This is a genomic window from Pelomonas cellulosilytica, assembly GCF_021353265.1.
Lineage (GTDB): Bacteria > Pseudomonadota > Gammaproteobacteria > Burkholderiales > Burkholderiaceae_C > Pelomonas > Pelomonas cellulosilytica.
Map to the genome: position 1 here is coordinate 203,325 of NZ_JAJTWU010000007.1, position 24,446 is coordinate 227,770.

General features: G+C 68.4%; 20 protein-coding genes. 6 read left to right on the plus strand and 14 right to left on the minus strand.

Translation table 11 applies throughout. From position 1 onward, the window contains the following. Window positions 1-2 precede the first annotated feature (2 nt). The 13 genes from LXT13_RS18295 to mraZ form a co-directional block, all read right to left on the minus strand. Window positions 3-830, minus strand: a complete 828-nt coding sequence (locus LXT13_RS18295) for a cell division protein FtsQ/DivIB (RefSeq protein WP_233373390.1) — start codon at window positions 828-830, stop codon at window positions 3-5. Beyond that, complete coding sequence (locus LXT13_RS18300) at window positions 827-1,804, minus strand: D-alanine--D-alanine ligase (RefSeq protein WP_233373391.1); 978 nt, start codon at window positions 1,802-1,804, stop codon at window positions 827-829. Before LXT13_RS18300 ends, LXT13_RS18295 begins: the two co-directional genes overlap by 4 nt. Further along, window positions 1,801-3,192 (minus strand): UDP-N-acetylmuramate--L-alanine ligase, encoded by a 1,392-nt coding sequence (gene murC / locus LXT13_RS18305; RefSeq protein WP_233373392.1) that lies wholly within the window; start codon window positions 3,190-3,192, stop codon window positions 1,801-1,803. Before murC ends, LXT13_RS18300 begins: the two co-directional genes overlap by 4 nt. Then, window positions 3,189-4,265, minus strand: coding sequence for an undecaprenyldiphospho-muramoylpentapeptide beta-N-acetylglucosaminyltransferase (murG, locus tag LXT13_RS18310; RefSeq protein ID WP_233373393.1), 1,077 nt, complete (start codon window positions 4,263-4,265; stop codon window positions 3,189-3,191). The genes murC and murG overlap by 4 nt, the downstream gene beginning before the upstream one ends. Beyond that, window positions 4,262-5,509: a putative lipid II flippase FtsW gene (ftsW, locus tag LXT13_RS18315; protein ID WP_233373581.1), complete on the minus strand. Its 1,248-nt coding sequence runs from the start codon at window positions 5,507-5,509 to the stop codon at window positions 4,262-4,264. The genes murG and ftsW overlap by 4 nt, the downstream gene beginning before the upstream one ends. 2 nt (window positions 5,510-5,511) lie before the next feature. Continuing rightward, window positions 5,512-7,278: a UDP-N-acetylmuramoyl-L-alanine--D-glutamate ligase gene (murD, locus tag LXT13_RS18320; protein ID WP_233373394.1), complete on the minus strand. Its 1,767-nt coding sequence runs from the start codon at window positions 7,276-7,278 to the stop codon at window positions 5,512-5,514. A gap of 4 nt (window positions 7,279-7,282) precedes the next feature. Continuing rightward, complete coding sequence (mraY, locus tag LXT13_RS18325; protein ID WP_233373395.1) at window positions 7,283-8,461, minus strand: phospho-N-acetylmuramoyl-pentapeptide-transferase; 1,179 nt, start codon at window positions 8,459-8,461, stop codon at window positions 7,283-7,285. Continuing rightward, window positions 8,451-9,830, minus strand: coding sequence for a UDP-N-acetylmuramoyl-tripeptide--D-alanyl-D-alanine ligase (locus tag LXT13_RS18330; protein WP_233373396.1), 1,380 nt, complete (start codon window positions 9,828-9,830; stop codon window positions 8,451-8,453). The genes mraY and LXT13_RS18330 overlap by 11 nt, the downstream gene beginning before the upstream one ends. An 8-nt stretch (window positions 9,831-9,838) precedes the next feature. After that, window positions 9,839-11,308 (minus strand): UDP-N-acetylmuramoyl-L-alanyl-D-glutamate--2,6-diaminopimelate ligase, encoded by a 1,470-nt coding sequence (locus LXT13_RS18335; protein ID WP_233373397.1) that lies wholly within the window; start codon window positions 11,306-11,308, stop codon window positions 9,839-9,841. Window positions 11,309-11,384: 76 nt separating this feature from the next. Next, window positions 11,385-13,181 (minus strand): peptidoglycan D,D-transpeptidase FtsI family protein, encoded by a 1,797-nt coding sequence (locus tag LXT13_RS18340; protein ID WP_233373398.1) that lies wholly within the window; start codon window positions 13,179-13,181, stop codon window positions 11,385-11,387. Continuing rightward, window positions 13,178-13,441, minus strand: a complete 264-nt coding sequence (ftsL, locus tag LXT13_RS18345) for a cell division protein FtsL (RefSeq protein WP_233373399.1) — start codon at window positions 13,439-13,441, stop codon at window positions 13,178-13,180. Before ftsL ends, LXT13_RS18340 begins: the two co-directional genes overlap by 4 nt. A 4-nt stretch (window positions 13,442-13,445) precedes the next feature. Continuing rightward, window positions 13,446-14,402, minus strand: a complete 957-nt coding sequence (gene rsmH, locus LXT13_RS18350) for a 16S rRNA (cytosine(1402)-N(4))-methyltransferase RsmH (protein ID WP_233373400.1) — start codon at window positions 14,400-14,402, stop codon at window positions 13,446-13,448. Continuing rightward, entirely contained in the window at window positions 14,402-14,833 is a 432-nt protein-coding gene (gene mraZ / locus LXT13_RS18355; protein ID WP_233373582.1) for a division/cell wall cluster transcriptional repressor MraZ, read from the minus strand. The genes rsmH and mraZ overlap by 1 nt, the downstream gene beginning before the upstream one ends. A gap of 414 nt (window positions 14,834-15,247) precedes the next feature. On the opposite strand from mraZ, the gene groES reads away from it, so the two are divergent. From groES to LXT13_RS18370, 3 genes are all read left to right on the plus strand, one after another. Continuing rightward, complete coding sequence (gene groES / locus LXT13_RS18360) at window positions 15,248-15,538, plus strand: co-chaperone GroES (RefSeq protein WP_233373401.1); 291 nt, start codon at window positions 15,248-15,250, stop codon at window positions 15,536-15,538. Window positions 15,539-15,636: 98 nt separating this feature from the next. Then, window positions 15,637-17,277: a chaperonin GroEL gene (gene groL / locus LXT13_RS18365; protein ID WP_233373402.1), complete on the plus strand. Its 1,641-nt coding sequence runs from the start codon at window positions 15,637-15,639 to the stop codon at window positions 17,275-17,277. A gap of 245 nt (window positions 17,278-17,522) precedes the next feature. Then, window positions 17,523-19,559 (plus strand): DUF1631 family protein, encoded by a 2,037-nt coding sequence (locus LXT13_RS18370; protein ID WP_233373403.1) that lies wholly within the window; start codon window positions 17,523-17,525, stop codon window positions 19,557-19,559. Here the strand turns inward: LXT13_RS18370 and yihA are convergent, their stop codons facing one another. Next, on the minus strand, window positions 19,560-20,252 hold the full coding sequence (gene yihA, locus LXT13_RS18375) for a ribosome biogenesis GTP-binding protein YihA/YsxC (RefSeq protein ID WP_233373404.1): 693 nt from the start codon (window positions 20,250-20,252) through the stop codon (window positions 19,560-19,562). A gap of 69 nt (window positions 20,253-20,321) precedes the next feature. Between yihA and LXT13_RS18380 the strand changes: the two genes are divergently transcribed. From LXT13_RS18380 to ccsB, 3 genes are all read left to right on the plus strand, one after another. Further along, a complete protein-coding gene (locus tag LXT13_RS18380) occupies window positions 20,322-20,945 on the plus strand; it encodes a c-type cytochrome (RefSeq protein WP_233373405.1) in 624 nt (207 codons plus the stop codon). Between the two features lie 78 nt (window positions 20,946-21,023). Beyond that, complete coding sequence (locus LXT13_RS18385; RefSeq protein ID WP_233373406.1) at window positions 21,024-23,093, plus strand: cytochrome c biogenesis protein ResB; 2,070 nt, start codon at window positions 21,024-21,026, stop codon at window positions 23,091-23,093. Then, entirely contained in the window at window positions 23,090-24,439 is a 1,350-nt protein-coding gene (ccsB, locus tag LXT13_RS18390) for a c-type cytochrome biogenesis protein CcsB (protein WP_233373407.1), read from the plus strand. The genes LXT13_RS18385 and ccsB overlap by 4 nt, the downstream gene beginning before the upstream one ends. Window positions 24,440-24,446 lie beyond the last annotated feature (7 nt).

A 24,446-nucleotide genomic window follows, 5' to 3' on the forward strand; every position in this document is an offset into this window, starting at 1 on the left:
CCTCAGCGTTTTCTATTTACGGGTTTACCCGGAGTCTGTGTCGTCACGCCGCGCAGCTTGACCGCGTAACCGTCGGCATGGCGCAGATCGGCGGACAGCAGCGGGCTGCGGTATTGCGTCGTGACCTGCGTGATGGATCGGGCGAAGCGGCCGAAGCGCTCGACGACCTCGGCCTCGCTGCCCCGACCGAGTTCGACGACGGCACCGCTGCCGAAGGTCGCCCGCCACGAGCCGCGGCCGGACAGGTCCAGCCGCTCGATGCTTTCGCCGAGCTTCTCGGCCGCGGGCGCCAAGCTTTGCCACATCCGCAACATGCTGGCCGCCGAGCCGGCCGGACCGGCCAGCACCGGCAGGTCTTCGTCCTCCACGTCGCCGAGGTTGGCCTGAAAGACTTCGCCGAAGCTGTTGATCAGTGCGCGGTCGGTGCTCGCTTCGCTGCTGGCGTCGGCACCCTCGATGCGCGTCTCCCAGTAGGCCGCGGCGCGATGCTCCTCGAGGCTGACCTTCAGCCGCATGGGCCACACACGCTGCAACTGCGCGTGCCGTACCCAGGGCACGGCCTCGAACGCGGCGCGGCCGTCCTTCAGGTTCATGCTGAGGAACGAACCATGCAGACGCGGCAGCGCGTTGGCGCGCAGCGAGGCCACGCTGTTGCGGCTGACGTCGCCCTCCACCTGGATCGCACGGAAGTTGAACACCGGCAGCCGCACCACCCAGCGCGCCAGCCCCCACGCCACCGTCGCCATCAGCGCGGCGAACAGCAGCGCCGACACCGCATTCATCAGGCGGACGTCGGGCGGCAGGACAACGCTGGCGGCGGCTGTATTCACTGGCGGTCCAGCCTCGCTTGCGACAGCAGCCAAAGGCACAGCTGCGGGTAGTCGATGCCCACCGCTTGCGCGGCCTTGGGCACGAGGGAGTGCGACGTCATGCCGGGGCTGGTGTTCATCTCCAGCAGGAAGGGCTTCATGTCGGCCTTGCGCAGCATCAGGTCCGCACGGCCCCAGCCGCGGCAGCCGAGCAGCCGATAGGCCTTCAGCACCAGCTGCTGGATCTCGGCCTCGAGCGCCGCCGGCAGCGAGCCGAACACGTATTGCGTCGTGTCGGTCTCGTACTTGTTGGCGAAGTCGTAGTTGCCGGCCTCGGCGCGGATCTCGATCAGCGGCATCGCAACGGCCGCGGCGCCTTCGCCCAGCACGGCGCAGGTCAGCTCGGGGCCGTCGATGCACTGTTCGAACAGCAGCTCATCGTCGAAGCCCAGCGCCAGTTCCACCGCACCCTGCATCTCGGAATAGCCCGCGGCTTTCGTGATGCCGATGCTGCTGCCCTCATGCGGCGGCTTTACCACGACCGGCAACCCGAGCTCGTCGGGGATGGTGCGCACGCGCTCTCGCGTCAGCTCGGCGCGCGACAGCGCCAGGTACTGCGGCGTGGGCAGGCCTTCGTTCGCCCACAGCCGCTTGGTCATCGTCTTGTCCATGGCGACACCGGACGCCGTCACGCCGGAGCCGGTGTAGGGCACACCCAGCCATTCGAGCGCGCCCTGCAACGTGCCGTCCTCGCCGCCGCGGCCGTGCAGCGCGATGAAGGCGCGATCGAACCCCTGGTCCTTCAGCGCCTGCAGCGGCTGCTCGGCCGGATCGAAGGCATGGGCATCGACGCCGACAGAGGTCAGCGCGGCCAGTACGCCGTTACCACTCATCAGCGACACGGGCCGCTCGGCGCTGCGGCCGCCGAACAGCACGGCCACCCTGCCCAACGCCGCGACGTCGATGTCCAGATTGATCGGCGTGTTTGCGCTCATGCCGAAACTCCTTCAGGGAAATGCGCAGCCACCAGCCGCGGCAGCGCGCTCATCGACCCCGCGCCCATGCCGATGACGACATCGCCATCCCGCGTCATTGAGGCCAGCGCAGCAGGCATGTCACCCACTGTCGCGACGAAATGCGGCGTGCCGACGGCCTCCGCCAGCGCGCGGCCGGTCGCCCCGTCGATAGGCGCCTCGCCGGCCGAATACACCTCGGTCAGCAGCACGACATCGGCTTGCTGCATGACCTTGACGAAGTCCGCGAAACAGTCGCGCGTCCGCGTGTAGCGATGCGGCTGGAAGGCGAGCACGAGACGGCGGCCCGGATAGGCGCCACGAGCGGCGGCCAGCACAGCGGCCATCTCTACCGGGTGGTGACCGTAGTCGTCAATCAGCGCGAAGCGACCGCCGCCGGCCGCGGGCCAGTCGCCGTGCTTCTCGAAGCGGCGGCCCACGCCGGAGAACTGCGCCAGCGCTTTGAGGATCGCGTCGTCCGCGCAGTCCAGCTCCATCGCGATCGCGATAGCCGCGAGCGCGTTGCGCACGTTGTGCTCGCCGGCCAGGTTCAGCAGCACGTCCAAATCGGCCGCGCCTTCGCGCTCGCAGGTGAAGCGCATCTGTGCGCCGGCCAGCGCCTGCACGCGCGTCGCCCGCAAGCTGGCGCCGGACGACAGGCCGTAGGTCACGACCGGCCGCTCGATGCGGCCGACGATGGCCTGCACGCCCGGGTCATCCGCGCAGACCACGGCCGCACCATAGAACGGCATGCGGTGCAGGAACTCGACAAAGGCATCGTGCAGCTTCTCGACCGAATGGCCGTAGGTGTCCATGTGGTCTTCGTCGATGTTGGTGACGACGGCCAGCACGGGGCTCAGCTTCAGGAAGGACGCATCGCTTTCGTCGGCCTCGACGACGATGAACTCGCCCTGACCCAGCCGCGAGTTGGCACCGGCCGCATTGAGCTTGCCGCCGATGACGAAGGTCGGGTCCAGCCCAGCTTGCACGAGGATGGCCGTGACGAGTGAGGTCGTCGTTGTCTTGCCATGCGTCCCCGCGATGGCGATGCCGCGGCGCAGCCGCATCAGCTCGGCCAGCATGACGGCGCGCGGCACCACCGGCACATGGCGCGCGCGGGCGGCGACGACCTCGGGGTTGTCCGCCGCTACGGCCGTGCTCGTGACCAACGCCTGCGCGTCGCCGATGTGCGCCGCCGCATGGCCGATCTCCACGCGCAGGCCCAGCGAGCGCAGCCGCTCAGTCGTCGCGCTCTCGGCGGCGTCCGACCCGCTGACCGTGAAGCCCAGGTTGTGCAGGATTTCGGCGATGCCGCTCATGCCGGCGCCGCCGATGCCGACGAAATGCAGTCGTTGAACCGCGTGCTTCACTTCAACATTCCTTCGATCTCATCGGCCACGCGCGCCGCCGCCCGCGGGCGGGCCAGCGAACGGGCCTTCTCGGCCATCGCCAGCAGCGCTCCGCGGTCCAGGCCGGCCAGCAGCTCGTGCAGCTTGTGCGGTGTCAGCTCCGTCTGCGGCAGGTGGACGGCCGCGCCGTGCTGCGCCATGAAGACGGCGTTGTCTCGCTGGTGCGAGGTGGTGCTAACGACCAGCGGCACCAGCACCGCCGCACACCCGGCCGCGCACAGCTCGCTGACCGTGATGGCGCCGGCGCGGCACACCACCACGTCGGCCCAGGCCAGCGCGCCGGCCATGTCATCGATAAAGGGCCGCACCTCAGCCGTCAGGCCGGCGTCGGTGTAGGCCTGCCAAACGGCGCCCAGGTGATCCTGCCCCGCCTGGTGCAGCACCTGAGGTCGTTGCTCCGCGGACCAGAGCTTCAGCGCCACCGGCAGCGCCTGGTTGATGGCGCGGGCACCTAGTGAGCCGCCCAGAACGAGCAGGCGCAGCGGGCCAATGCGATCGGCCATGCGCTCGGAAGGCGGCGCCAACGCCTCGATCTCCGCACGCACCGGGTTGCCGCTTACGATGGCCCCCTTCGTCGACGCGGCCGCAGCACCATCGAACCCGAAGGCAATGCGCTTGGCGAAGGGCTTCAGCGCCGCGTTGCTCTTCAGCATGGCCGCGTCAGCATTCACAAGCATCAGCGGCCGGCCGCTGAATGCCGCGGCGAGGCCCGCCGGCACGCAGACATAGCCGCCCATGCCCAGCACGGCTGTCGCGCGCCGCTGCCGGTACACACGCGCGGCCTGGCCCAGCGACTGGAAGAAGCCGACGACACCGCGCAGCGCATGGCCCAGGCCCTTGCCGCGCAGGCCGGCGAACGGCAGCGCATCGATGTCGATGCCACGGGCCGGCACGAGCCGGTTCTCCATGCCCCTGGGCGTGCCGATCCATGACACCGTCCAGCCGCGGCGCTGCATCTCCTCGGCGACGGCCAGGCCGGGAATGACGTGGCCGCCGGTACCGGCGGCCATGACGACGAGATGTCGATCACTCACGAGCGACCTCCCCTCATCATCTGTCTGTTTTCCAAGTCGATCCGCAGCACGACCGCCAGCGCCACGCAGTTCATCAGGATGGCCGACCCGCCGAAGCTCATCAACGGCAGCGTCAGCCCCTTGGTGGGCAGCGCGCCGAGGTTCACGCCCATGTTGATGAAAGCCTGGCCGCCCATCCAGATGCCGATGCCCTGCGCGTACAGGCCGGCAAAAATGCGGTCCAGCGCGATGGCCTGGCGGCCGATGAGGAAGCAGCGGCGCGTCAGCCAGAAGAACGCGAGGATGACGACGGCCACGCCGGCAAAGCCCAGCTCCTCGCCGATGACAGCCAGCAGGAAGTCGGTGTGCGCCTCCGGCAGGTAGTGCAGCTTCTCGACGCTGCTGCCCAGGCCCTGGCCGAACCACTCACCGCGGCCGAAGGCGATAAGGCTGTGCGTCAGCTGGTAAGCCTTACCCTGGGCGTACTTGTCGTCCCAGGGGTTCAGGTAGGCAAAGATGCGCTCGCGGCGGAAATCGCTCAGCGTGATCATCAGCACGAAGGCGCCGACCAGCACCATCGTGATCAGGAAGAACATGCGGCCGTTGACGCCGCCGAGGAACAGGATGCCCATCGCGATGGCCGCGATGACCATGAAAGCGCCCATGTCCGGCTCGGCCAACAGCAGCAGGCCTACGAAAGCCAGCGAGATCGCCATCGGCGTAACGGCCTGGAAGAAGTTCTCCCGGGCGTCCATCTTGCGCATCATGTAGTTGGCCGCGTACAGCGCGATGCCGAACTTGGCCAGCTCGCTGGGCTGGAAGTTCATGACGCCCAGCGGGATCCAGCGCCGCGCGCCGTAGACGACCTTGCCGACGTGCGGGATGAGCACCGCGACGAGCAGCACCAGCGCCGCGACGAACACCCACGGCGCATAGCGCTCCCACATCGACACGGGGATCTGCACGGTGACGAGGCCGGCGACCAACCCGAAGCCGATGGCCACCATGTGGCGCGTCAGGAAATGCGTCGGCAGGTATTTGGCGAAGCGCGGGTTGTCCGGCAGCGCGATGGACGCCGAATAGACCATCAGCAAGCCGAAGGCCATCAGCGCGAGGACGACCCAGACCAGCGTGATGTCGAAACCCTGCAACTGCGTCGGCCGACCGGCGGACGTGGACACCCAGTCGCGCACCGGCACGCTCGCGTCCTCGGCGTCGCGCTTCCACAGCGACTGCAGCCGGGTCGTGATGCCTCCGAGCGCCATGTTCACAGCGCCACCCCGCGGTCGTCGGCCAGCCGCTGCACCGTCGCGACAAAGACCTCGGCGCGGTGGGCGTAGTTACGGAACATGTCCAGGCTCGCGCAGGCGGGCGACAGCAGCACGCTGTCGCCGGGCTGGGCCTGTTCCAGACACCAGGCCGTCGCGGCTTCCAGCGTGTCGTGGCGCTGCATCGTCACGCCGGTGTTGGCCAGCGCCGCCTCGATCTGCGGTCCGTCGCGGCCGATCAGCGCCACAGAGCGGGCGTGACGCTGCACGCCGTCGGCCAGCGGCGCGAAATCCTGGCCCTTGCCGTCGCCGCCGAGGATCAGCACCAACTTGGCCGGTGCGCGGTCCGCACCGAGGCCGGAGATGGCGGCGACCGTCGCGCCGACGTTGGTGCCCTTGCTGTCGTCGTAGAACTCGACGCCGTCGATGCTGCCGACCGGCTCCACGCGGTGCGGCTCGCCGCTGTACTCGCGCAGGCCGTGCAGCATCGGCGCCAGCTCGCAGCCGGCGGCCGTCGCCAGCGCCAGCGCCGCCAGCGCATTGGCCGCGTTGTGGCGACCGCGCACGCGCAGCGCATCGGCGGGCATCAGGCGTTGGATGACCAGCGGTTCGTCCTCGTCGCCCTTGCGGCGCTTGATCGTCGGGTCCAGCTCGCGGGCGCGCACCAGCCAGGCCAGGCCGCCCTCTTCCACCAGGCCGAAGTCCCCCGGTGCGCGCGGCGCATTCAGCCCGAAGCGCACGACGCGGCGCGACACCGTGCGGCCCGGCTTGCCGCGCGTGCCCTTCACGAAAACCGGCTGCGGCACCAGCGCCTCGACCTCGACGTCGTCGCGGTTGGCGACGATGACGGACTCGCGTCCGAAGATGCGCGCCTTCGCGCGACCGTAGGCGGCCATGTCGCCGTGCCAGTCGAGGTGGTCCTGCGTCAGGTTGAGCACGGCGCCGGCGGTCGGCTCGAAGTTGCTGACGCCATCGAGCTGGAAACTGGACAACTCCAGCACCCAGACCTCTGGCAAGGTCTCGAACACCGGGCCGCGTGGTGGCGGCGGGTCAATGGGCAGCGGCGCGTCTTCAGGCTGCACCACTGCCGGCACCGGCTCGGCCTCTGCGGCGGCGTGCGGCGTGTCGTCCGGCTTGTCACTTGGCTCGGGCTCGCCGGCCTCATCCACGCCAGCAGGCGCCGCCTCATCCGCCGTAGCCATCGCCGTCGCCAGCGGCGCGGCCGGCTCGTCCGCCGCTTCTTCAGCGGGCGCAGGGTCCGGCTCCTTGTCGAGCGCCTCGGTCAGCGTGTCCAGCAGCGTCGGGCCGATGTTGCCGGCGATGGCCACGCGCCTGCCGGCACGCTCGACGAGCAGGCCGGTCATGCAGGTCGTCGTCGTCTTGCCGTTGGTGCCGGAGATGGCCAGCACAGCGGGTGCGTAACCGTGCTGCACCTTCAATGCGGCGAGGGCATCGGCGAAAAGGTCCAGCTCGCCGCGCACTGCGGGGCCATACTCGTAGACGGCCTTCAGGCGTGTATCCAGCGGCGAGAGCCCGGGGCTCTTCAACACGCTGTGGAAGCCGGCCACGACCTCGGCGGTCAGCTCCCCGGTAATGAAGACCGCCGTGTCGCCCAGCGCGCCGAGCTGCGGCGGCTGCGCACGCGAATCCCACACGGTGACCTGCGCGCCGAGACGCGCGCACCAGCGCGCCATCGCGAGACCGGAGTCCCCGAGGCCCAGCACGAGCACGCGCTGGTCGGCGAATTGCGGCAGGTCGAGCTTCATGCGGTCACCGCAGCTTCAGGCTGGCCAGGCCGACGAGGCACAGCAGCATCGTGATGATCCAGAAGCGGACGACGACCTGCGTCTCCTTCCAGCCACCTTTCTCGAAGTGGTGGTGCAGCGGCGCCATGCGGAAGATGCGGCGCCCCTCTCCGAAGCGCTTCTTCGTGAACTTGAACCAGCTCACCTGGATCATCACGCTCAGCACCTCGGCGACGAAGATGCCGCCCATGATGCCCAGCACGATTTCCTGGCGCGTGATGACGGCCAGCGTGCCAAGGCCGCCGCCCAGCGCGAGCGCGCCCACGTCGCCCATGAACACCTGCGCCGGATGCGCGTTGAACCATAGGAAGGCCAGGCCCGCGCCGGCCAGCGCCGCGCAGAAGATCAGCAGCTCGCCGGCACCCGGGATGTAGGGCAGCAGCAGGTATTTGGCGAACACCGACGAGCCAGTCAGGTAGGCAAACAGGCCCAGCGCCGAGCCGACCATGACGACCGGCATGATGGCCAGGCCATCCAGCCCGTCGGTGAAGTTGACTGCGTTGCTCGTGCCGACGATGACGAAGTACGCCAACGCGACGAAGCCCCACACGCCCAGCGGCATGGAAATGGTCTTGAAGAACGGGATCAGCAGGTCAGCCTTGGGCGGCAGCTCAGTCGAGAAGCCGCTGCTGACCCAGCGGATGAACAGCTGCACGACGCCCAGGAAGCTCGTCTCCGACACGCTGAACGCGAGGTACAGCGCAGCCACGAGGCCGATCAGGCTCTGCCAGAAGAACTTCTCGCGGCTGGCCATGCCCTCGGGGTTCTTGTCGACGACCTTGCGCCAGTCGTCCACCCAGCCGATGGCGCCGAAGCCCATGGTGACGAGCATGACGACCCAGACGAAGCGGTTGCTCCAGTCGAACCACAATAGCGTCGACACGCCGATGCCGATCAACACCAGCACGCCGCCCATCGTGGGCGTGCCGCTCTTGGCCAGGTGGGCCTGCACGCCGTAGCTGCGCACGGGCTGGCCGATCTTCATCGCCGTCAGGCTGCGGATGACCCACGGCCCGAAGGCCAGGCCGATCAGCAGTGCCGTCATGGCGGCCATCACCGCACGGAAGGTGATGTAGTTGAGCAGTCGCAGGAAGCCCAGGTCGGGGTACAGGCCCTGCAGCCACTGGGCGAGGCTAAGCAGCATGCGGTGCTCCTGGTTTGTTGTTCTGCAGTGCGGAGACCACGTGTTCCATCTTCATGAAGCGCGAGCCCTTGACCAGCGTCTGGGCCGCGTCGGGTTGTTCTTGCAGCGCGGCGATCAGCGCCGCAGTCGTGTCGAAGCTGCGGGCACGCTGGCCGTAGGCGGCCGCTGCATCGCGCGCGGCGCTGCCGGCCGTCCACATATAGGCAATACCGCGCTCGGCCGCGTACGCGCCCACCTCGCGGTGGAAGGCCGGGCCGTCGTTGCCAACCTCACCCATGTCGCCCAGGATGAGCCAACTGTCGCCCGGCAGCGCGGCCAACACATCGATGGCCGCGCGCACGCTGTCGGGGTTGGCGTTGTAGCTGTCGTCGATGAGGGGGCGGCCGCGCGCATCGCGCTTGAGTTCGCTGCGGCCCTTGACGGCACGGAAGGACTCCAGGCCCTGCGCGATGGCGGTCAGCGGCGCACCGGCGGCCAGCGCGCAGGCCGCCGCCGCCAGCGCGTTGCGCACGTTGTGCTCGCCAGCCATCTGCAGCGCGACCGGCGCGGTGCCGGCGGGCGTGTGCAGCTCCAGCGCCCAGTGCTGCTCCATCCATTGAGCGGTGCCGGTCACGTCGGCTTCTCCGCGCAGCGCAAACGTCAAATGCGGGCGGTTGCCGGCGATCTCGAACCAGATCGGCGCGCAGGCGTCCTCGGCCGGGAAGACGGCGCAGCCGCTGGGCGGCAACGCTGCGAGCACGGCGCCGTTCTCGCGTGCCACGGCCTCGACGGTGGCCATGAACTCCTGGTGCTCGCGCTGCGCGTTGTTGACCAGCGCCACCGTGGGCTGCGTCATCGCGGCCAACGGCGCGATCTCGCCGGGGTGGTTCATGCCCAGCTCGACGACGGCGGCGCGGTGGCTGCGCTCGTCGTCGTGGCGCAGCCGCAGCAACGTCAGCGGCACGCCGATGTCGTTGTTGTAGTTGCCCTGTGTGGCGAGCGCATCGTCGCCGACCCAGGCGCGCAGGATGCTGGCGACCATCTGCGTCGTCGTCGTCTTGCCGTTGCTGCCGGTGACAGCAATGACGGGCAAATGCTGCTGGCGGCGCCATGCGGCGGCCAACTGGCCCAGCCCGGCCTTCGCATCGCCCACCAGCAGGCCCGGCAGGCCGGCCTCAACCAGGCCGCGCTCGGCCAATGCCGCCACGGCGCCCGAGGCCTGAGCCTGGGCGAGGAAGTCGTTCGCATCGAAGCGCTCGCCACGCAGCGCGACGAACAGGTCGCCCGGCTGCAGCGTGCGCGTGTCGCTGTGCACTCGGGCGAAGCGGGTCGCGCCGTCGCCGACCAGCGTCGAACCAGGCAGCAGCGCCTGCGCTTCGGCGAGCGTCATGAAACCCGTCACAAGCCCGCCCTTTCCAGCAGCGCGGCACGCGCCTCGGCCACGTCGGAGAACGGCCGGCGCACGCCCTGCACCTCCTGGTAGTCCTCGTGGCCCTTGCCTGCAATCAGCACGATGTCGCGCGCGCCGGCCGCGGCGATCGCCGTGCGGATGGCCTCCTCGCGGGCCTCGATGACCGTCGCGCCAGGCGCCGCGGCCGTGATGTCGGCCAGGATCTGCGCTGGCGCCTCGGTGCGCGGGTTGTCCGTCGTCACGACGACGCGGCTGGCCAGCCGCGTCGCGATGGCGCCCATCTGCGGCCGCTTGCCGCGGTCGCGGTCGCCGCCGCAGCCGAACACGCAGACCAGCTCGCCATCGCGCGCGCGCGCCAGGCCCTGCAACGCGGACAGCGCCTTGTCCAGCGCGTCCGGCGTGTGCGCGTAGTCGACGACAACCTGTGGCAGCTCGCGGCCGTTGCCCACGCGCTGCATGCGGCCCGGCACCGGCGTCACATGGGCCAGCACGCGGGCGATGTCGGCCAGCGCGTGTCCTTGCGCGCGCAACGCGCCGACCACACCCAGAAGATTCGCGGCGTTGTAGTCGCCGATGAGGCCGGTCTGCACATCGACGCGCTCGGCGCCCTCCTGCAGCGTGAAGGCCAGACCCTCGCCGGTGTAGTGCAGGCCCAGCGCGGCCAGACGCGCATCCGGCCGCTCGACACCGGTGGTCCAGACGTCCAGTGCCGCCAGCTCGGCGGCGAGGCCCGGCCCCCTGGGATCGTCGATGTTGACGACCGCCGCGCGAAGGCCCGGGAAGCTGAACAACGCGCGCTTGGCCCCCCAGTAGGCGTCCATGCTCTGGTGGTAGTCCAGGTGGTCCTGCGTGAAGTTGGTGAAGACCGCCACGCGCACCGCACTGCCGGCCAGACGGCCCTCGACGATGCCGATGCTGGACGCCTCGATGGCGCAGGCGGCGAAGCCCTGGTCGCGCATGCGGGCGAAGGCGGCCTGCAGCAGCACAGGGTCAGGCGTCGTCAGGCCGTTGTAGTCCAGCCGCGGCGGCTCGCCGATGCCCAGCGTGCCGACGACACCGCAACGCTTGCCGAGCTGGGCCGACGCTTGCGCGATCCACCAGGCCGACGAGGTCTTGCCGTTGGTGCCGGTGACGGCGATGACGTCCAGCGCATCGGTCGGCTTGCCGAAGAAGGCCGCAGCGATCTCGCCGGTGCGCGCCTTCAGGCCCGGCAGCGACGCGACACGGGCGTCCACGAAGCCGAAACGCTCGACATCGGCGTCTTCCACGAGGCACGTCGACGCGCCCGCCGCCAGCGCCGCGGCGACGTATTCGCGGCCATCGCGCGCATAGCCGGGCCACGCGATGAAGGCATCACCCGGCTGCACGTGGCGGCTGTCGGTCCGCAGCGTGCCGGTGCACCATTCAGTGAGCCAGCGGGCGGCGGCGTCGGGGGATTTCAATCGGGTCAGCATCATCGACCGCCAGGCCGCCCCAAGGGCGATGAAGACCCCGCGGGGGGCAGCGAGCGAAGCGAGCGTGGGGGCATCATGCTTAGAAGCTTTCCTCGGTGGCCACGGCGTTCTTGTTGGCAACGATCTGGCTCTTGACGTCCAGGTCGGGCGACACGCCCAGCAGGCGCAGCGTCTGCGCGGCGACCTGGCTGAATACCGGGCCGGCCACCTTGCCGCCGAAGTAGCTGCCGGCGGTCGGCTCGTCCACCATGACGGCGACGACGATGCGCGGCTTGCTGATCGGCGCGATGCCGACGAACCACGCGCGGTACTTGTGGCTGGCGTAGCCGCGACCTTCCTGTTTGTGGGCCGTGCCGCTCTTGCCGCCGACGCTGTAACCGGGCACCTGCGCCTCGGGCGCCGTGCCGCCGGGGCCGGCTGCGGCCTGCAGCATCAGGCGCAGGTCTTGCGTGACCTTGGGGCTGAAGACGCGGATGCCCGGCACCGGCTGGTCGTGCGGCTGGCGCAGCATGCTGACCGGGATGATCTCGCCATCACGCGCGAACACCGTGTACGCGCGCGCCAGTTGGAACAGCGAGGCCGACAGGCCGTAGCCGTAGCTCATCGTCGCCTGCTCGATGGGCCGCCAGGTCTTCCACGGCCGCAGCTTGCCGCCAACCGCGCCGGGGAAGCTGATCTGCGGCCGCTGGCCCAGGCCGATGGCCGTGAACATCTCGTGCATCTCGCGCGGCTGCATCTGCATCGCGAGCTTGGTGGCACCGATGTTGCTGGAGAATTTGATGACCTCGCGCACGGGGATGAGGCCGTGCGCGTGCGTGTCGCTGATGACGGCGCCCTGGAAGGCGTACTTGCCGTTGCCGGTGTCCACCAAGGTGTCGGGCGTCACGCGGCCCGTCTCCATCGCCAGGCCGGCAATGAAGGGCTTCATCGTCGAGCCGGGCTCGAACACGTCGGTCAGCGCACGGTTGCGCAACTGCTCGCCGGACAGGTTCTGGCGGTTGCCCGGGTCGTAGCTCGGGAAGTTGGCCAGCGCCAGCACCTCGCCTGTCTGCGCGTCCAGCACGACGACCGAACCCGCCTTGGCCTTGTTCTCGGCCACCGCGTCGCGGATGCGCTGGTAGGCGAAGAACTGCACCTTGGAATCGACGGACAGGTCGATGTCCTGGCCGTTGGCGGCCGGCACGATGTCGCCGATGTCCTCGACGACACGGCCCAGGCGGTCGCGCACGACGGAGCGCGAGCCGTCGCGGCCCTGCAGCTCCTTCTGGAAGGCCAGCTCGATGCCCTCCTGGCCCTTGTCCTCGACGTTGGTGAAGCCCACCACGTGCGCCGCGGCCTCGCCCTCTGGGTACTTGCGGCGGTATTCGCGGTCCTGGAACACGCCCTTGAGCGCCAACGCCTTGACCTTGGCGGCCGTCTCGTCGTCCGCCAGCCGCTTCAGCCAGACGAAGTGCGACTCGGGGTTGAGCTTGGCGTCCAGCTCCCTCGCTGACAGGCCCAGTGCCTGGGCCAGTGCCTGGCGCTTGTCGCCGTCCGCGTCAACTTCCTTTGGGATGGCCCAGATCGACGGCACGGCCACGCTGGCGGCCAGCGTCTGGCCCGTGCGATCGTTGATGCGGCCGCGGCTCGCCGGCAGCTCCAGCGTGTGCGCGTAGCGGGCCTCGCCCTGCTTCTGGAAGAAGTCGGTGTGCAGCACCTGCACGTAGATGGCTCGGGCCAGCAGCCCCAAGAAGGCGAGTCCCACGAGGGCCACGAGGAAACGCGAGCGCCACGGCGGCGTCTTGGACGCGAGCAGCGGGCTCGTCGAGTAAGTCACGCCGCGGCCGGCTCCGAGTGCGCGTGCGCCGGACTTGTTCTGCTTGCCGGGGCGGGTCATGGATTGACCCCCGAGGCCACGACGGCAGGCGTGATGACCCGCATGCCCAGCCGCTCGCGCGCCACCTGCTCCACGCGCAGGTTGGTGGCCTGTGCATGCCGCTCGGCCTTCAGCCGCTCGGCATCGGCCGCCAGCCGCTGGCCCTCCGCCTTGGCGCGCTCACGCTCGGCGAACAGGCGACGCGACTCGTACGCGCTGTGCACGAGGACGACGCCGCTGGCCAGCACGGCGAGGATGAGCAGGAGGTTGAGCTTGGCCACGGCGTCAGGCCGCCTTCAGCGGCGCGTCGGTGCGCTCCGCGATGCGCAGCACCGCCGAGCGCGCGCGCGGATTGGCGGCCACCTCGGCAGCACTCGGCATCACGCGGCCCAGCGCCTTCAGCGCCAGCGCGGGCGGCGGCGCGAACGGCGCGCGGCGGTCCACCTCGGCCTTGCTGTGCGCGGCGATGAACTGCTTCACGCGCCGGTCTTCTAGCGAGTGGAAGCTGATGACGGACAGGCGCCCGCCGGGCGCGAGCAACCGCAGCGCCGCCTTTAGCCCTTGCTCGAGCTGCTCCAGCTCGGCATTGACATGAATCCGAAGAGCTTGAAAGGTGCGTGTGGCCGGGTCCTGCCCGGGCTCGCGGGTCTTGACCGTGCGAGCCACGAGTTCGCGCAGCTCGTCGGTGCGCGTGAGCGGCGCACCGGCTTGTCGGCGAGCAACAAGCGCCTTTGCAATCTGGCCAGCAAACCGTTCTTCGCCATAGTCCCGAATCACCTGTGCGATCTCACGCTCGTCGGCTCGCGCGAGGAAGTCCGCCGCGCTCTGGCCACGCGTCGTGTCCATGCGCATGTCAAGCGGGCCGTTGAAGCGGAAGCTGAAGCCACGCTCCGGGTTGTCGATCTGGGGGCTGGACACACCCAGGTCCAGCAGCACGCCGTCCACCTGGTGCACGCCCAGCGCGGCCAGCTCGTCGGCCATATCGGCAAAGCCGCTGTGCACGATGGAAAAGCGCGGGTCGTCGATGGCGGCCGCCGCGGCGATGGCCTCAGGGTCGCGGTCGATGCCGATCAGCCGCCCCTCGGGCGCCAGCTTCGCCAGCAGCGCGCGCGAATGACCGCCGCGGCCGAATGTGCCGTCCACATAGACGCCGTCCGGCCGCGCGAGCACGCCGTCCACCGCCTCGTCCAGCAGCACGGTGGTGTGGCGGAACGTGGCGCTCTCGTTCACGTCGGCAGCCATCAGAAGCTGAAGTCCTTGAGCGAATCCGGCATCGGCCCGGCCAGCACCTCGGCCTCCTGGGCGGCATGGGCCTTCTTGTCCCAGATCTCGAAGTGGCTGCCCATGCCCAGCAGCACCACCTCCTTGTCGAGGCCAGCGCTCTCGCGCAGTTCGGGCGAGATCAGCACGCGCGCCGCCGAGTCAATCTCGACGTCCATCGCATTGCCCAGGAACACGCGCTTCCAGCCAGCGGCCGACATCGGCAGCGCGGCGACCTTGTCGCGGAAGACCTCCCACGTCGGGCGCGGGAACAGCATCAGGCAACCGTCAGGATGCTTGGTGATCGTCAGCCGCCCCTCGCAGAGCAGCTGCAGCACCTCACGATGCCGCGTCGGGACGCTCAGGCGCCCCTTGGCGTCCAACGCCAAGTTCGAGGCACCTTGAAAGACGATTTCCGACACTTTTCACCACGTAACGACACTTCCTCCCACTTTAAGTGGGCTGATCGACCGGGTCAAGGTTCGGGGCTCGTTTTTTCAATGAAATCAATCACTTACGAGCGACTGTTGAAAAGCACAGTATGCAATGGAAATATCGTTTCCAAATAAGGACTTGCCACTCGATTGCGAAGTGGTGCTTGAAGTATTGGGTGCCAAATTCGGCGTTTGCCCGCATCCCACATCTCACAGCGCGGCAAGACGCCCGACGGTCTTGAATCGACATCGTGCGTCCCTATAATGCAAAGCTGCTAGCACTCTCCAAGTGCGAGTGCTAACGAAATCGGGTCGGCGTATCGACCCAGTTTTTCTGGCGCGCCGGCGCTCACGAACACCGGCCGCCGCAGTTCCAACTCTGAAGGAGAACCCATGAAGCTGCGCCCCTTGCACGATCGCGTGATCGTTCGCCGCCTGGAACAAGAAACCAAGACCGCCTCCGGCATCGTCATCCCTGACAACGCCGCCGAGAAGCCTGACCAGGGCGAAGTGCTGGCCGTCGGCCCGGGCAAGCGCAATGACAAGGGTGACTTCGTCGCCCTGAACGTCGCTGTGGGCGACCGCGTGCTGTTCGGCAAGTACTCCGGCCAGACCGTCAAGGTCGACGGCGAGGAACTGCTGGTCATGCGCGAGGAAGACCTCTTCGCCGTCGTTCAAAAGTAATGACACAGGGACGAGCCATCGCACCGCGATGCGCCGCCCCGGCTGATCGAGACGTCGAAATTCGACTCTGACCTCAATTTAAGAATCTGGAGAAACACATGGCAGCAAAAGACGTAGTCTTCGGCGGCGAAGCCCGCGCACGCATGGTTGAAGGCGTGAACATCCTGGCCAACGCGGTCAAGGTGACCCTGGGCCCCAAGGGCCGCAATGTGGTGCTGGAGCGCTCGTTCGGCGCACCCACGGTGACCAAGGACGGCGTGTCCGTCGCCAAGGAAATCGAGCTCAAGGACAAGCTGCAGAACATGGGCGCGCAGCTCGTGAAGGAAGTGGCCTCCAAGACCAGCGACAACGCCGGTGACGGCACCACGACCGCCACGGTGCTGGCCCAAGCCATCGTTCGCGAAGGCTCCAAGTACGTGGCCGCCGGCCTGAACCCGATGGACCTGAAGCGCGGCATCGACAAGGCCGTGACGGCCCTCGTCGCCGAGCTGAAGAAAGCCTCCAAGGCCACCACGACGTCTAAGGAAATCGCCCAGGTCGGCACCATCTCGGCCAACAGCGACTTCGACGTCGGCCAGATCATTGCTGATGCGATGGACAAGGTCGGCAAGGAAGGCGTGATCACCGTCGAAGACGGCAAGAGCCTCAACAACGAGCTGGACGTCGTCGAAGGCATGCAGTTCGACCGCGGCTACCTGTCTCCCTACTTCATCAACAACCCCGAGAAGCAGGCCGCCGTTCTCGAGAACCCGTTCGTGCTGCTGTTCGACAAGAAGATCAGCAACATCCGCGACCTGCTGCCCACGCTGGAAGCCGTTGCCAAGGCCGGCCGTCCGCTGCTGATCATTGCCGAAGAAGTCGAGGGTGAAGCCCTGGCGACGCTGGTGGTCAACACCATCCGCGGCATCCTGAAGGTCGTCGCCGTCAAGGCCCCGGGCTTCGGCGACCGCCGCAAGGCCATGCTGGAAGACATCGCCATCCTGACGGGCGGCAAGGTCATCGCCGAGGAAGTGGGCCTGTCGCTCGAGAAGGTCACGCTGGCTGACCTGGGCCAGGCCAAGCGCGTCGAAGTGGGCAAGGAAAACACCACCATCATCGATGGCGCCGGTGCTGCTGCCGACATCGAAGCCCGCGTCAAGCAAGTGCGCATCCAGATCGAGGAAGCCACCAGCGACTACGACCGCGAGAAGCTGCAAGAGCGCGTGGCCAAGCTGGCCGGCGGCGTCGCCGTCATCAAGGTCGGTGCCGCCACCGAAGTCGAGATGAAGGAAAAGAAGGCCCGCGTGGAAGACGCGCTGCACGCCACGCGTGCCGCCGTCGAGGAAGGCATCGTCGCCGGTGGCGGCGTGGCCCTGCTGCGCGCCCGCCAGTCCGCCGGCGAGATCAAGGGTGACAACGCCGACCAGGACGCTGGCATCAAGCTGATCCTGAAGGCCATCGAAGCGCCGCTGCGCGAGATCGTCTTCAACGCCGGCGGCGAGCCGAGCGTGGTCGTCAACAAGGTGCTGGAAGGCAAGGGCAACTACGGCTTCAACGCTGCCAACGACACCTATGGCGACATGATCGAGATGGGCATCCTGGACCCGACGAAGGTCACCCGCACCGCGCTGCAGAACGCCGCTTCCGTGGCCTCGCTGCTCCTGACGACCGAAGCCATGGTCGCCGAAGCGCCGAAGGACGAAAGCGCTGCGCCGGCCATGCCCGGTGGCATGGGCGGCATGGGCGGCATGGACATGTAAGTCCGCGCCCAGCGACCTTCCGCTGATGAAAGGGCTGCCGCAAGGCAGCCCTTTTTCTTTGCACGCGCGACAAGGCCTCGGCACGCGACTTGCCCCGCCCGAACCGGGGGGCAGCAGGGCCAAAGCGTGAAAACTGTCGTGGGGAGCGCTACCAGCCCTTCCGAACGGGGGGCGTCAGGACTAGTGAAACGGCCGGCCACGCGAAACATGCATCAGATAATTTCAACTCGTTTCAAGTCGTATCCATGTCCATCAGCCTGCACCCCCATGAACTCCTCGATCAAGCCCTGACCGAGGCCGGCCCCCTGGCCCGCGAGCTGATGAATCTGGTGCAGGACGAACTCGATGCCGACCCGCAGTACTTCGCGCTGCGGGAAAGCTGGAGAAAGATCCGCACCCGTTTTGCCGCCGATTTCGAAGGCCGCCTCATCGAGCTGCTGCACAGCGGCCGCCGCGGCGAAGACCCGCTGCAACGCGCACCCCGCCAGGCGGGCGGCCTGGCGGGCCTGAGCCTCGTCGATGAAAGCCAGGCGCTGCAGGACGTCGCCATCGCCCATGTCGCCCATACGGCCGAAGAGCAGAGCCGCGCCGAGCTGCACCAGCTCGGCAATTTCTACGCGGCGCTGCGCGGCATCGCCCGCGCCCGCGAGCGCGACAACCCGCTGCGCCCGGCCCTCTACGCCCACGCGTTGCACCATGCACTGGCCGCCAGCGCACTGAGCCCGCAGGCCCAGTATGAACTGATGCGCGCGGCCGCCGTGCCGATGGCGCGCGCCCTGCACCGCCTCTATGGGCAGTTCTGCGCCGCGCTGCGGGCCGCCGACATCGGCGACCTTGTCGCCTCGCACGGCCGCGTGCAGACCAACCCGATGTCCCACCAGCGGCTGGCTGCCGCACGGGGCATCGGCACGCGCAACTCCATGCCCGGCACGCTTGATGGCCTGTCGCGCCGCGTCGACGCCTTCAACTCACGTCCGATGCCATTCGCGGCCGCGGCGCCGCGTGACCCGCAGGCGCCCGCGCCCTTCGTGCGGACCACCGGGCCGGACATGCTGAGCCGGCTGTACGACCAGATCCTGGCCGACCCGCGCCTCGTGCCACCGCTCAAGGCGCTGCTCGCCCGGCTGCAGATCGCCGTCGTGCGCTTGGCACGGACCGACTCGACGCTCCTGCGCCGGCAGGACCACCCCACCTGGGCGCTGCTGAACCGCGTGGCCGCCCACGGCATGGCCTTCGGCCGTGCGGACGACCCGCGCCTCGTGGAGTTCCTGCGCTTCATGGAAGCCGAGGCGCAGCTGCTCGTCGACGCGCCGACGCCCACGGCCGCGCTGTTCCAGCAGGTGCTGGTGCGCGTGGATGCCCACATCGACCAGCAGGCACGCCAGAGCGGCGAACGCAACGCCGACGCGCTGGCGGCCCTGGAGCGCGGGCAGCAACGCGACGAATGGCGCCAGCTGCTGCGCGAGCAGATCGACCATCAGATCGCCGACGCGCCGCTCGGCCCGCGCATGCAACGCTTCATGCAGATCGCGTGGGTCGAGGTCATCGTCAATGCGATGGTCAAGCATGGCCGGGAATCGCGCGAAGCACAGGACGCCGTGGAACTCGTCGACGCCGTGCTGGACAGCCTCATGACGCCGCGTGACATGGCCGCCCGTGAGGCGCTGCGCATGAGGCTGCCCGTCATCATCGAACGGCTGGTGGCCGGTTGCGACAGCATCCAGATCAGCGAGACCAAGCGAGAGCCCGCGCTGGCCGAGTTGATGGGTCAGCACGCACGCCTGCTGCGCGGCCTGCCGGCGCTGGACCCGTCCGCGCGCCGCCCCGCACCGCCGCCGGCACCGGCTCCCGCCGCCGGCGCACCGGCGTCCGCCGACGAGATCGTCAAGCGGTTGATGGAGGAGCGCGATTCGCAGCTGCCGTCACACTGGCTCAGCGCGGACGTGGACCGCGGCGAGCTGCCGACCGTGCCGGTGCAGCTCTACAAGGAGCACGACTCGCCGGACGCCCGTGCAGCGCTGCAGCGCTGGATCGACGAGCTGCAGGTGGGCCGCTGGTTCCACATGTTCATCCAGGGCGACTGGCATACCGCGCAGATCGCCTGGATCAGCGAGGGCCGCCAGTTCACGCTGTTCGTCGGCCGCGACGCCGAGGAGCGCCTGCCGCTGACGCGACGCGCGCTGGAGGCGCTGCTGGCCAACGGCCTCATCACCGCGCTGGAAGACGACAGCGTCGTGCAGCGCGCCGTCGACACGCTGATGAGTGACCTGGACGGCGGTTGATCAGGCGGTGGCGACTTCGGCAGCGCCGTGAGTCCACTCGTGCAGCACCAGCGCCACGTCGCCAACGCCCTGCTTCTTCAGTGCCGAGAACAGCGTCACCGACACGTCGGAGGTTTCCGTCGTCATGCCGGCGAGGAACTCGGTCGTCGCACGCAGCGCCGCATCGGCCTCCTTGCGGTTGAGCTTGTCGGCCTTGGTCAGCAGCACCAACAGCTTGATCTCACCGGTGGCGACCCGCGCGGCAACGAACTCGAGCAATTGCCTGTCCAGGTCGGTGAGTCCCAGCCGCGAGTCCACCATCAACACGACGCCAGACAGGCTGCGCCGGACTTCGAGGTAGTCGGCCATCACCTTCTGCCAGCGCTGCTTGGCGGACTTGTTGACCGCCGCATAGCCGTAGCCCGGCAGGTCGGCGAACAGCGCGTCCGCCGCATCCTTCGGGCCGAGTTCGAACAGGTTGATGTGCTGCGTGCGGCCCGGCGTCTTGGACGCGAAGGCCAGGCGCTTCTGCTGAGCCAGCGTGTTGATGGCGGTGGACTTGCCAGCGTTGGAGCGGCCGACGAAGGCGATCTCGGGCAGCTCCGTGGCCGGCAGGTGGACGAGCTGGCTGGCCGTGGTCAGGAAGCGCGCGGTATGCGTCCAGGCGAGCGCCAGCTTCTCGGTCACTGGCGCTTCTGGGATTGGATTGTTCATGGCTGGGTCGGACGCGGTCATCCGGCATTGTAAAATTTGAAGGTTGCGCCCAACGAAACCCAAAAATCCATGAAGACTGTCGCCATCCTCCTGTCGAGTCTGTTGCTGGCTGCCACGGCTTACGCCAACGAGCCCGCCGCGGCCCCGGCCAAGCCGGATTTGTCCAAGGGTGGTGAGCTGTCCAAGCAGGTGTGCGCGGCCTGCCACACGGCCGACGGCTCGCGCGGCAGCCCGGCCAACCCGATCATCGCCGGGCAGCATGTGGAATACCTGACCAAGCAGCTAACCGAGTTCAAGAGCGGCAAGCGCCAGAGCGCCGTCATGAACGCGATGGCCGCGCCGTTGTCGGAAGAAGACATCCGCAACGTCGCCGCGTTCTACGCTGGCGTCAGCGGCGTGAAGCCCGGCTTTGCCAAGAACAAGGACACCGTCGCGCTGGGCCAGAAGATCTACCGCGGTGGCATCGCCGAGCGCAACGTGCCCGCCTGTGCAGGCTGCCACAGCCCCAATGGCGCCGGCATCCCCGCCCAGTACCCGCGCCTGGCCGGTCAACACACCGATTACGTGGAGCTGCAGATGAACAACTTCCGCAGCGGCGCCCGTGCCAACTCGCCGCAGATGGCAGCCATCGCCGCGAAGATGAACGACAAGGAAATCAAGGCTGTCGCGGATTACGTCGCGGGTCTGCGTTGACGCAGAACAAGCTGCCTCTCTGAACGAAGGCCGGTGCAACACACCGGCCTTTTTTCTTGCCCGACACTCCTGCGCTCGATGTCCGCCGCCGCCCAACGCCCCTCCCCCGCCCGCGAGCTGCTCGACCTGCTCGCGTCCATGCGCTTCGCCATTGCGCTGCTCAGCGTCATCTGCATCGCCTCGGTCATCGGCACCGTGCTGCGCCAGAGCGAGCCCATGGGCAACTACATCAACCAGTTCGGCCCCTTCTGGGCCGAGGTGTTCGACCGCTTCGGCCTCTACACGGTCTACAGCGCGCCATGGTTCCTCGTCATCCTGGCCTTCCTGGTGGTGTCCACCAGCCTGTGCATCGCCCGGAACACGCCCAAGATCCTGGCCGACCTGAAGAGCTACAAGGAAGGCGTGCGCGAGCAGTCGCTGCAGGCGCACCACCACAAGGCCATCGGCGAGGTTCCCAGCAACCCAGCGATGGCGCTGGCCGAGATCGGCAACGCGCTGACGGCACTCGGCTGGAAGGCCCGCGTGCAGCAGCGCGAGAACGGCACGATGATCGCGGCCCGCCGCGGCGCGGCCAACAAGATCGGCTACCTCGCCGCCCACTCGGCCATCGTGCTGATTCTCGTCGGCGGCGTGCTGGACGGCAACGCGATGGTGAAGCTGGCCATGTGGGCGCAGGGCAAGCAGCTTTATACGGGTGCCGGCTTCATCAGCGACATCAAGCCCGAATACCGACTGAGCACGGCCAACCCGAGCTTCCGCGCCAACGTGTCGGTGCCTGAGCACCAACGCCAGGGCATCGCGGTCGTCAACCTGCCCAGCGGCGTCGTGCTGCAGGACCTGCCCTTCGACATCGAGCTCAAGGCCTTCAAGGTGGACTACTACCCCACCGGTATGCCCAAGAGTTTCGCCAGCGACATCGTCATCCACGACGGCAACCAGACGCGCGAGGCGACGGTCAAGGTCAATGAACCGGTCATCCACGACGGCCTGGCCATCTTCCAGAGCAGCTTCGAGGATGGCGGCAGCAAGCTGCAGCTCAAGGTGCTGCCGCTGGCCGGCGGCGCGCCGGCCGCCATCGAAGGTCGCGTCGGCTCGCGGCTGAAGTTCGGCGACCAGATGCTGGAGCTGGACGGCCTGCGCGTCATCAACGTCGAGAACATGGGCGGCAGCGAGAACGCCAGCGGGGCGGACGTGCGCAAGGTGGACCTCGGCGAGCGGCTGAACCAGCATCTCGGCAGCGGCGCAAAGGGCGACAAGGACAAGTCGCTGCACAACGTCGGCCCGAGCTTCAGTTACAAGCTGCGCGACGCGGCCGGCCAGGCCCGCGAATACAGCAACTACATGCTGCCCATCGAGCTGGAAGGACGGCGCGTCTTCCTGGCCGGCATGCGCGAGTCGCCGGCGGACGCCTTCCGCTACCTGCGCATCCCGGCGGACGAGCACGACAAGATCGACGGCTGGCTGCGCCTGCGCCAGGCGCTGGCCGACCCCGCGCTGCGCGAGGCCGCTGCACACGCCTATGCCGCCGCGGCCACGCCGCCCAACCAGGCGCAGATGCAGCAGCAGCTGCAGCTCACCGCGCAGCGCGCGCTCACGCTGTTCTCGGGCGCCGCGGCCAAACCGGGCGACGAGGTACGTGGCGGCCTGCCTGCACTGTCGCAGTTCGTCGAGCGCGACGTGCCCGAGTCCGACCGCCAGCGCATTTCCGAGGTTCTGTTGCGCATCCTCAACGGCTGCCTGTTCGAGCTGAACCAACTGGCGCGCGAACACGCCGGCCTGCCGCCGTCGCCCGTGGACGCCGCCACGCAGGGCTTCATGACGCAGGCGGTGCTGTCGCTGTCAGACAGCCTCTACTACCCGTCCCCCGTGCTTCTGCAGCTCGACGGCTTCGAGCAGGTGCAAGCCAGCGTGTTCCAGGTGACCCGCGCGCCGGGCCAGAAGCTGGTCTACCTCGGCGCCCTCTTGCTCATCGTCGGCGTCTTCGCCATGCTCTACATCAAGGAGCGGCGCCTGTGGGTGTGGATCACGCCAGGCACCGACCCTGCCAGCTCGCAGGTGCGCATGGCCATGTCCAGCACCCGCGAGTCGCCCGACAACGCCACGCTGTTCGCGCAGCTCAAGGCCGCCATCCTGAAGGAGCACGCATGAACACCACCACCTTCGACCTGCCGCGCCGCCATGCGCTGCAGCGCCGCGACGCGCTGGACTGGGTCTTCGCCGCGTTGGTGCTGCTGGGCGGCGCCTATGCCTTCAGCCGTTACCACGCCAGTATGAACGGCTACGAGCAGGGCATCCTGCTGTGCGCAATGCCGGCGCTCGTCGCGCTGGGCTGGTTCTGGCGGCCGCTGCGGCTGCTGACGGTCGCGGCCGGCGGCGCGACTCTGCTGGCCATCGCGCTGTATGCCCAGCACACCGACGACTTCGGCGCCGACCTCGCCGCCGGCGAGAAGGTGTTCTGGCTGAAGTACCTGCTGTCCAGCCAGAGCGCCATTCTGTGGATGAGCCTGTGCTTCTACCTCAGCACCCTGTTCTACTGGGGCGGCTTCTTCACCGGCGCGGGCCGGAACAGCATGGCCGAGACGGTGGGCTCCAAGCTGGCCTGGGGCGGCGTCTTCATGGCGCTGGTCGGCACGCTCGTGCGCTGGTACGAGAGCCACCAGATCGGTCCGGACATCGGCCACATCCCCGTCAGCAACCTGTACGAAGTCTTCGTGCTGTTCTGCTGGCTCACGACGCTGTTCCACCTGTACTACGAGGAGCGCTTTGCCACGCGCTCGCTCGGCGCCTTCGTCATGCTGGTGGTGAGCGGCGCCGTCAGCTTCCTGCTCTGGTACACGGTCGCGCGCGAGGCGCAGGAGATCCAGCCGCTGGTGCCGGCGCTGCAAAGCTGGTGGATGAAGATTCACGTGCCGGCCAACTTCGTCGGCTACGGCAGTTTCTCGCTGGCGGCCATGGTGGCGCTGGCCTACCTGCTCAAGACAGCGACGACGCGCCATCTGGCCATCGGCCTGGTCGCGATGCCGCTGGGCATCGTGGCGGTCATCCTGGCCGTGCGCTTCGGCGCCACGCTGGACGACGCGACCATCACAGGCCTGAACGGCTGGGCCGGCAAGATCGCGGGCGTGGCCGCCTTCATGACGCTGGCCATCGTGCTGCGCACCCATGTGACGCGCCGGCTGCCCGAGCTCGTCCAGCTGGACGACCTCATGTACAAGGCCATCGCGCTGGGCTTCGCGTTCTTCACGATCGCCACCATCCTTGGCGCCTTCTGGGCGGCCGAGGCCTGGGGCGGCTACTGGAGCTGGGACCCGAAGGAAACCTGGGCGCTGATCGTCTGGCTCAACTATGCGGCCTGGCTGCACATGCGGCTCATGAAGGGTCTGCGCGGCACCGTCGCCGCCTGGTGGGCGCTGGTGGGCCTGCTGGTGACGACCTTCGCCTTCCTCGGCGTCAACATGTTCCTCTCAGGCCTGCACAGCTACGGCACGCTCTGACGGGCTA

What these genes read in the sequence shown, in the direction of transcription:
- ccsB (WP_233373407.1), top strand. Translation starts at nt 23,090, where the DNA reads ATGAACACCACCACCTTCGACCTGCCGCGCCGCCATGCGCTGCAGCGC.
- groES (WP_233373401.1), top strand. Translation starts at nt 15,248, where the DNA reads ATGAAGCTGCGCCCCTTGCACGATCGCGTGATCGTTCGCCGCCTGGAA.
- LXT13_RS18300 (WP_233373391.1), bottom strand. Translation starts at nt 1,804, where the DNA reads ATGAGCGCAAACACGCCGATCAATCTGGACATCGACGTCGCGGCGTTG.
- LXT13_RS18385 (WP_233373406.1), top strand. Translation starts at nt 21,024, where the DNA reads ATGTCCGCCGCCGCCCAACGCCCCTCCCCCGCCCGCGAGCTGCTCGAC.
- groL (WP_233373402.1), top strand. Translation starts at nt 15,637, where the DNA reads ATGGCAGCAAAAGACGTAGTCTTCGGCGGCGAAGCCCGCGCACGCATG.
- yihA (WP_233373404.1), bottom strand. Translation starts at nt 20,252, where the DNA reads ATGAACAATCCAATCCCAGAAGCGCCAGTGACCGAGAAGCTGGCGCTC.
- LXT13_RS18380 (WP_233373405.1), top strand. Translation starts at nt 20,322, where the DNA reads ATGAAGACTGTCGCCATCCTCCTGTCGAGTCTGTTGCTGGCTGCCACG.
- murD (WP_233373394.1), bottom strand. Translation starts at nt 7,278, where the DNA reads ATGAAGCTCGACCTGCCGCAATTCGCCGACCAGCGCGTGCTCGTGCTG.
- rsmH (WP_233373400.1), bottom strand. Translation starts at nt 14,402, where the DNA reads ATGGCTGCCGACGTGAACGAGAGCGCCACGTTCCGCCACACCACCGTG.
- LXT13_RS18335 (WP_233373397.1), bottom strand. Translation starts at nt 11,308, where the DNA reads ATGATGCTGACCCGATTGAAATCCCCCGACGCCGCCGCCCGCTGGCTC.
- mraY (WP_233373395.1), bottom strand. Translation starts at nt 8,461, where the DNA reads ATGCTGCTTAGCCTCGCCCAGTGGCTGCAGGGCCTGTACCCCGACCTG.
- LXT13_RS18330 (WP_233373396.1), bottom strand. Translation starts at nt 9,830, where the DNA reads ATGACGCTCGCCGAAGCGCAGGCGCTGCTGCCTGGTTCGACGCTGGTC.
- ftsW (WP_233373581.1), bottom strand. Translation starts at nt 5,509, where the DNA reads ATGGCGCTCGGAGGCATCACGACCCGGCTGCAGTCGCTGTGGAAGCGC.
- LXT13_RS18370 (WP_233373403.1), top strand. Translation starts at nt 17,523, where the DNA reads ATGTCCATCAGCCTGCACCCCCATGAACTCCTCGATCAAGCCCTGACC.
- LXT13_RS18340 (WP_233373398.1), bottom strand. Translation starts at nt 13,181, where the DNA reads ATGACCCGCCCCGGCAAGCAGAACAAGTCCGGCGCACGCGCACTCGGA.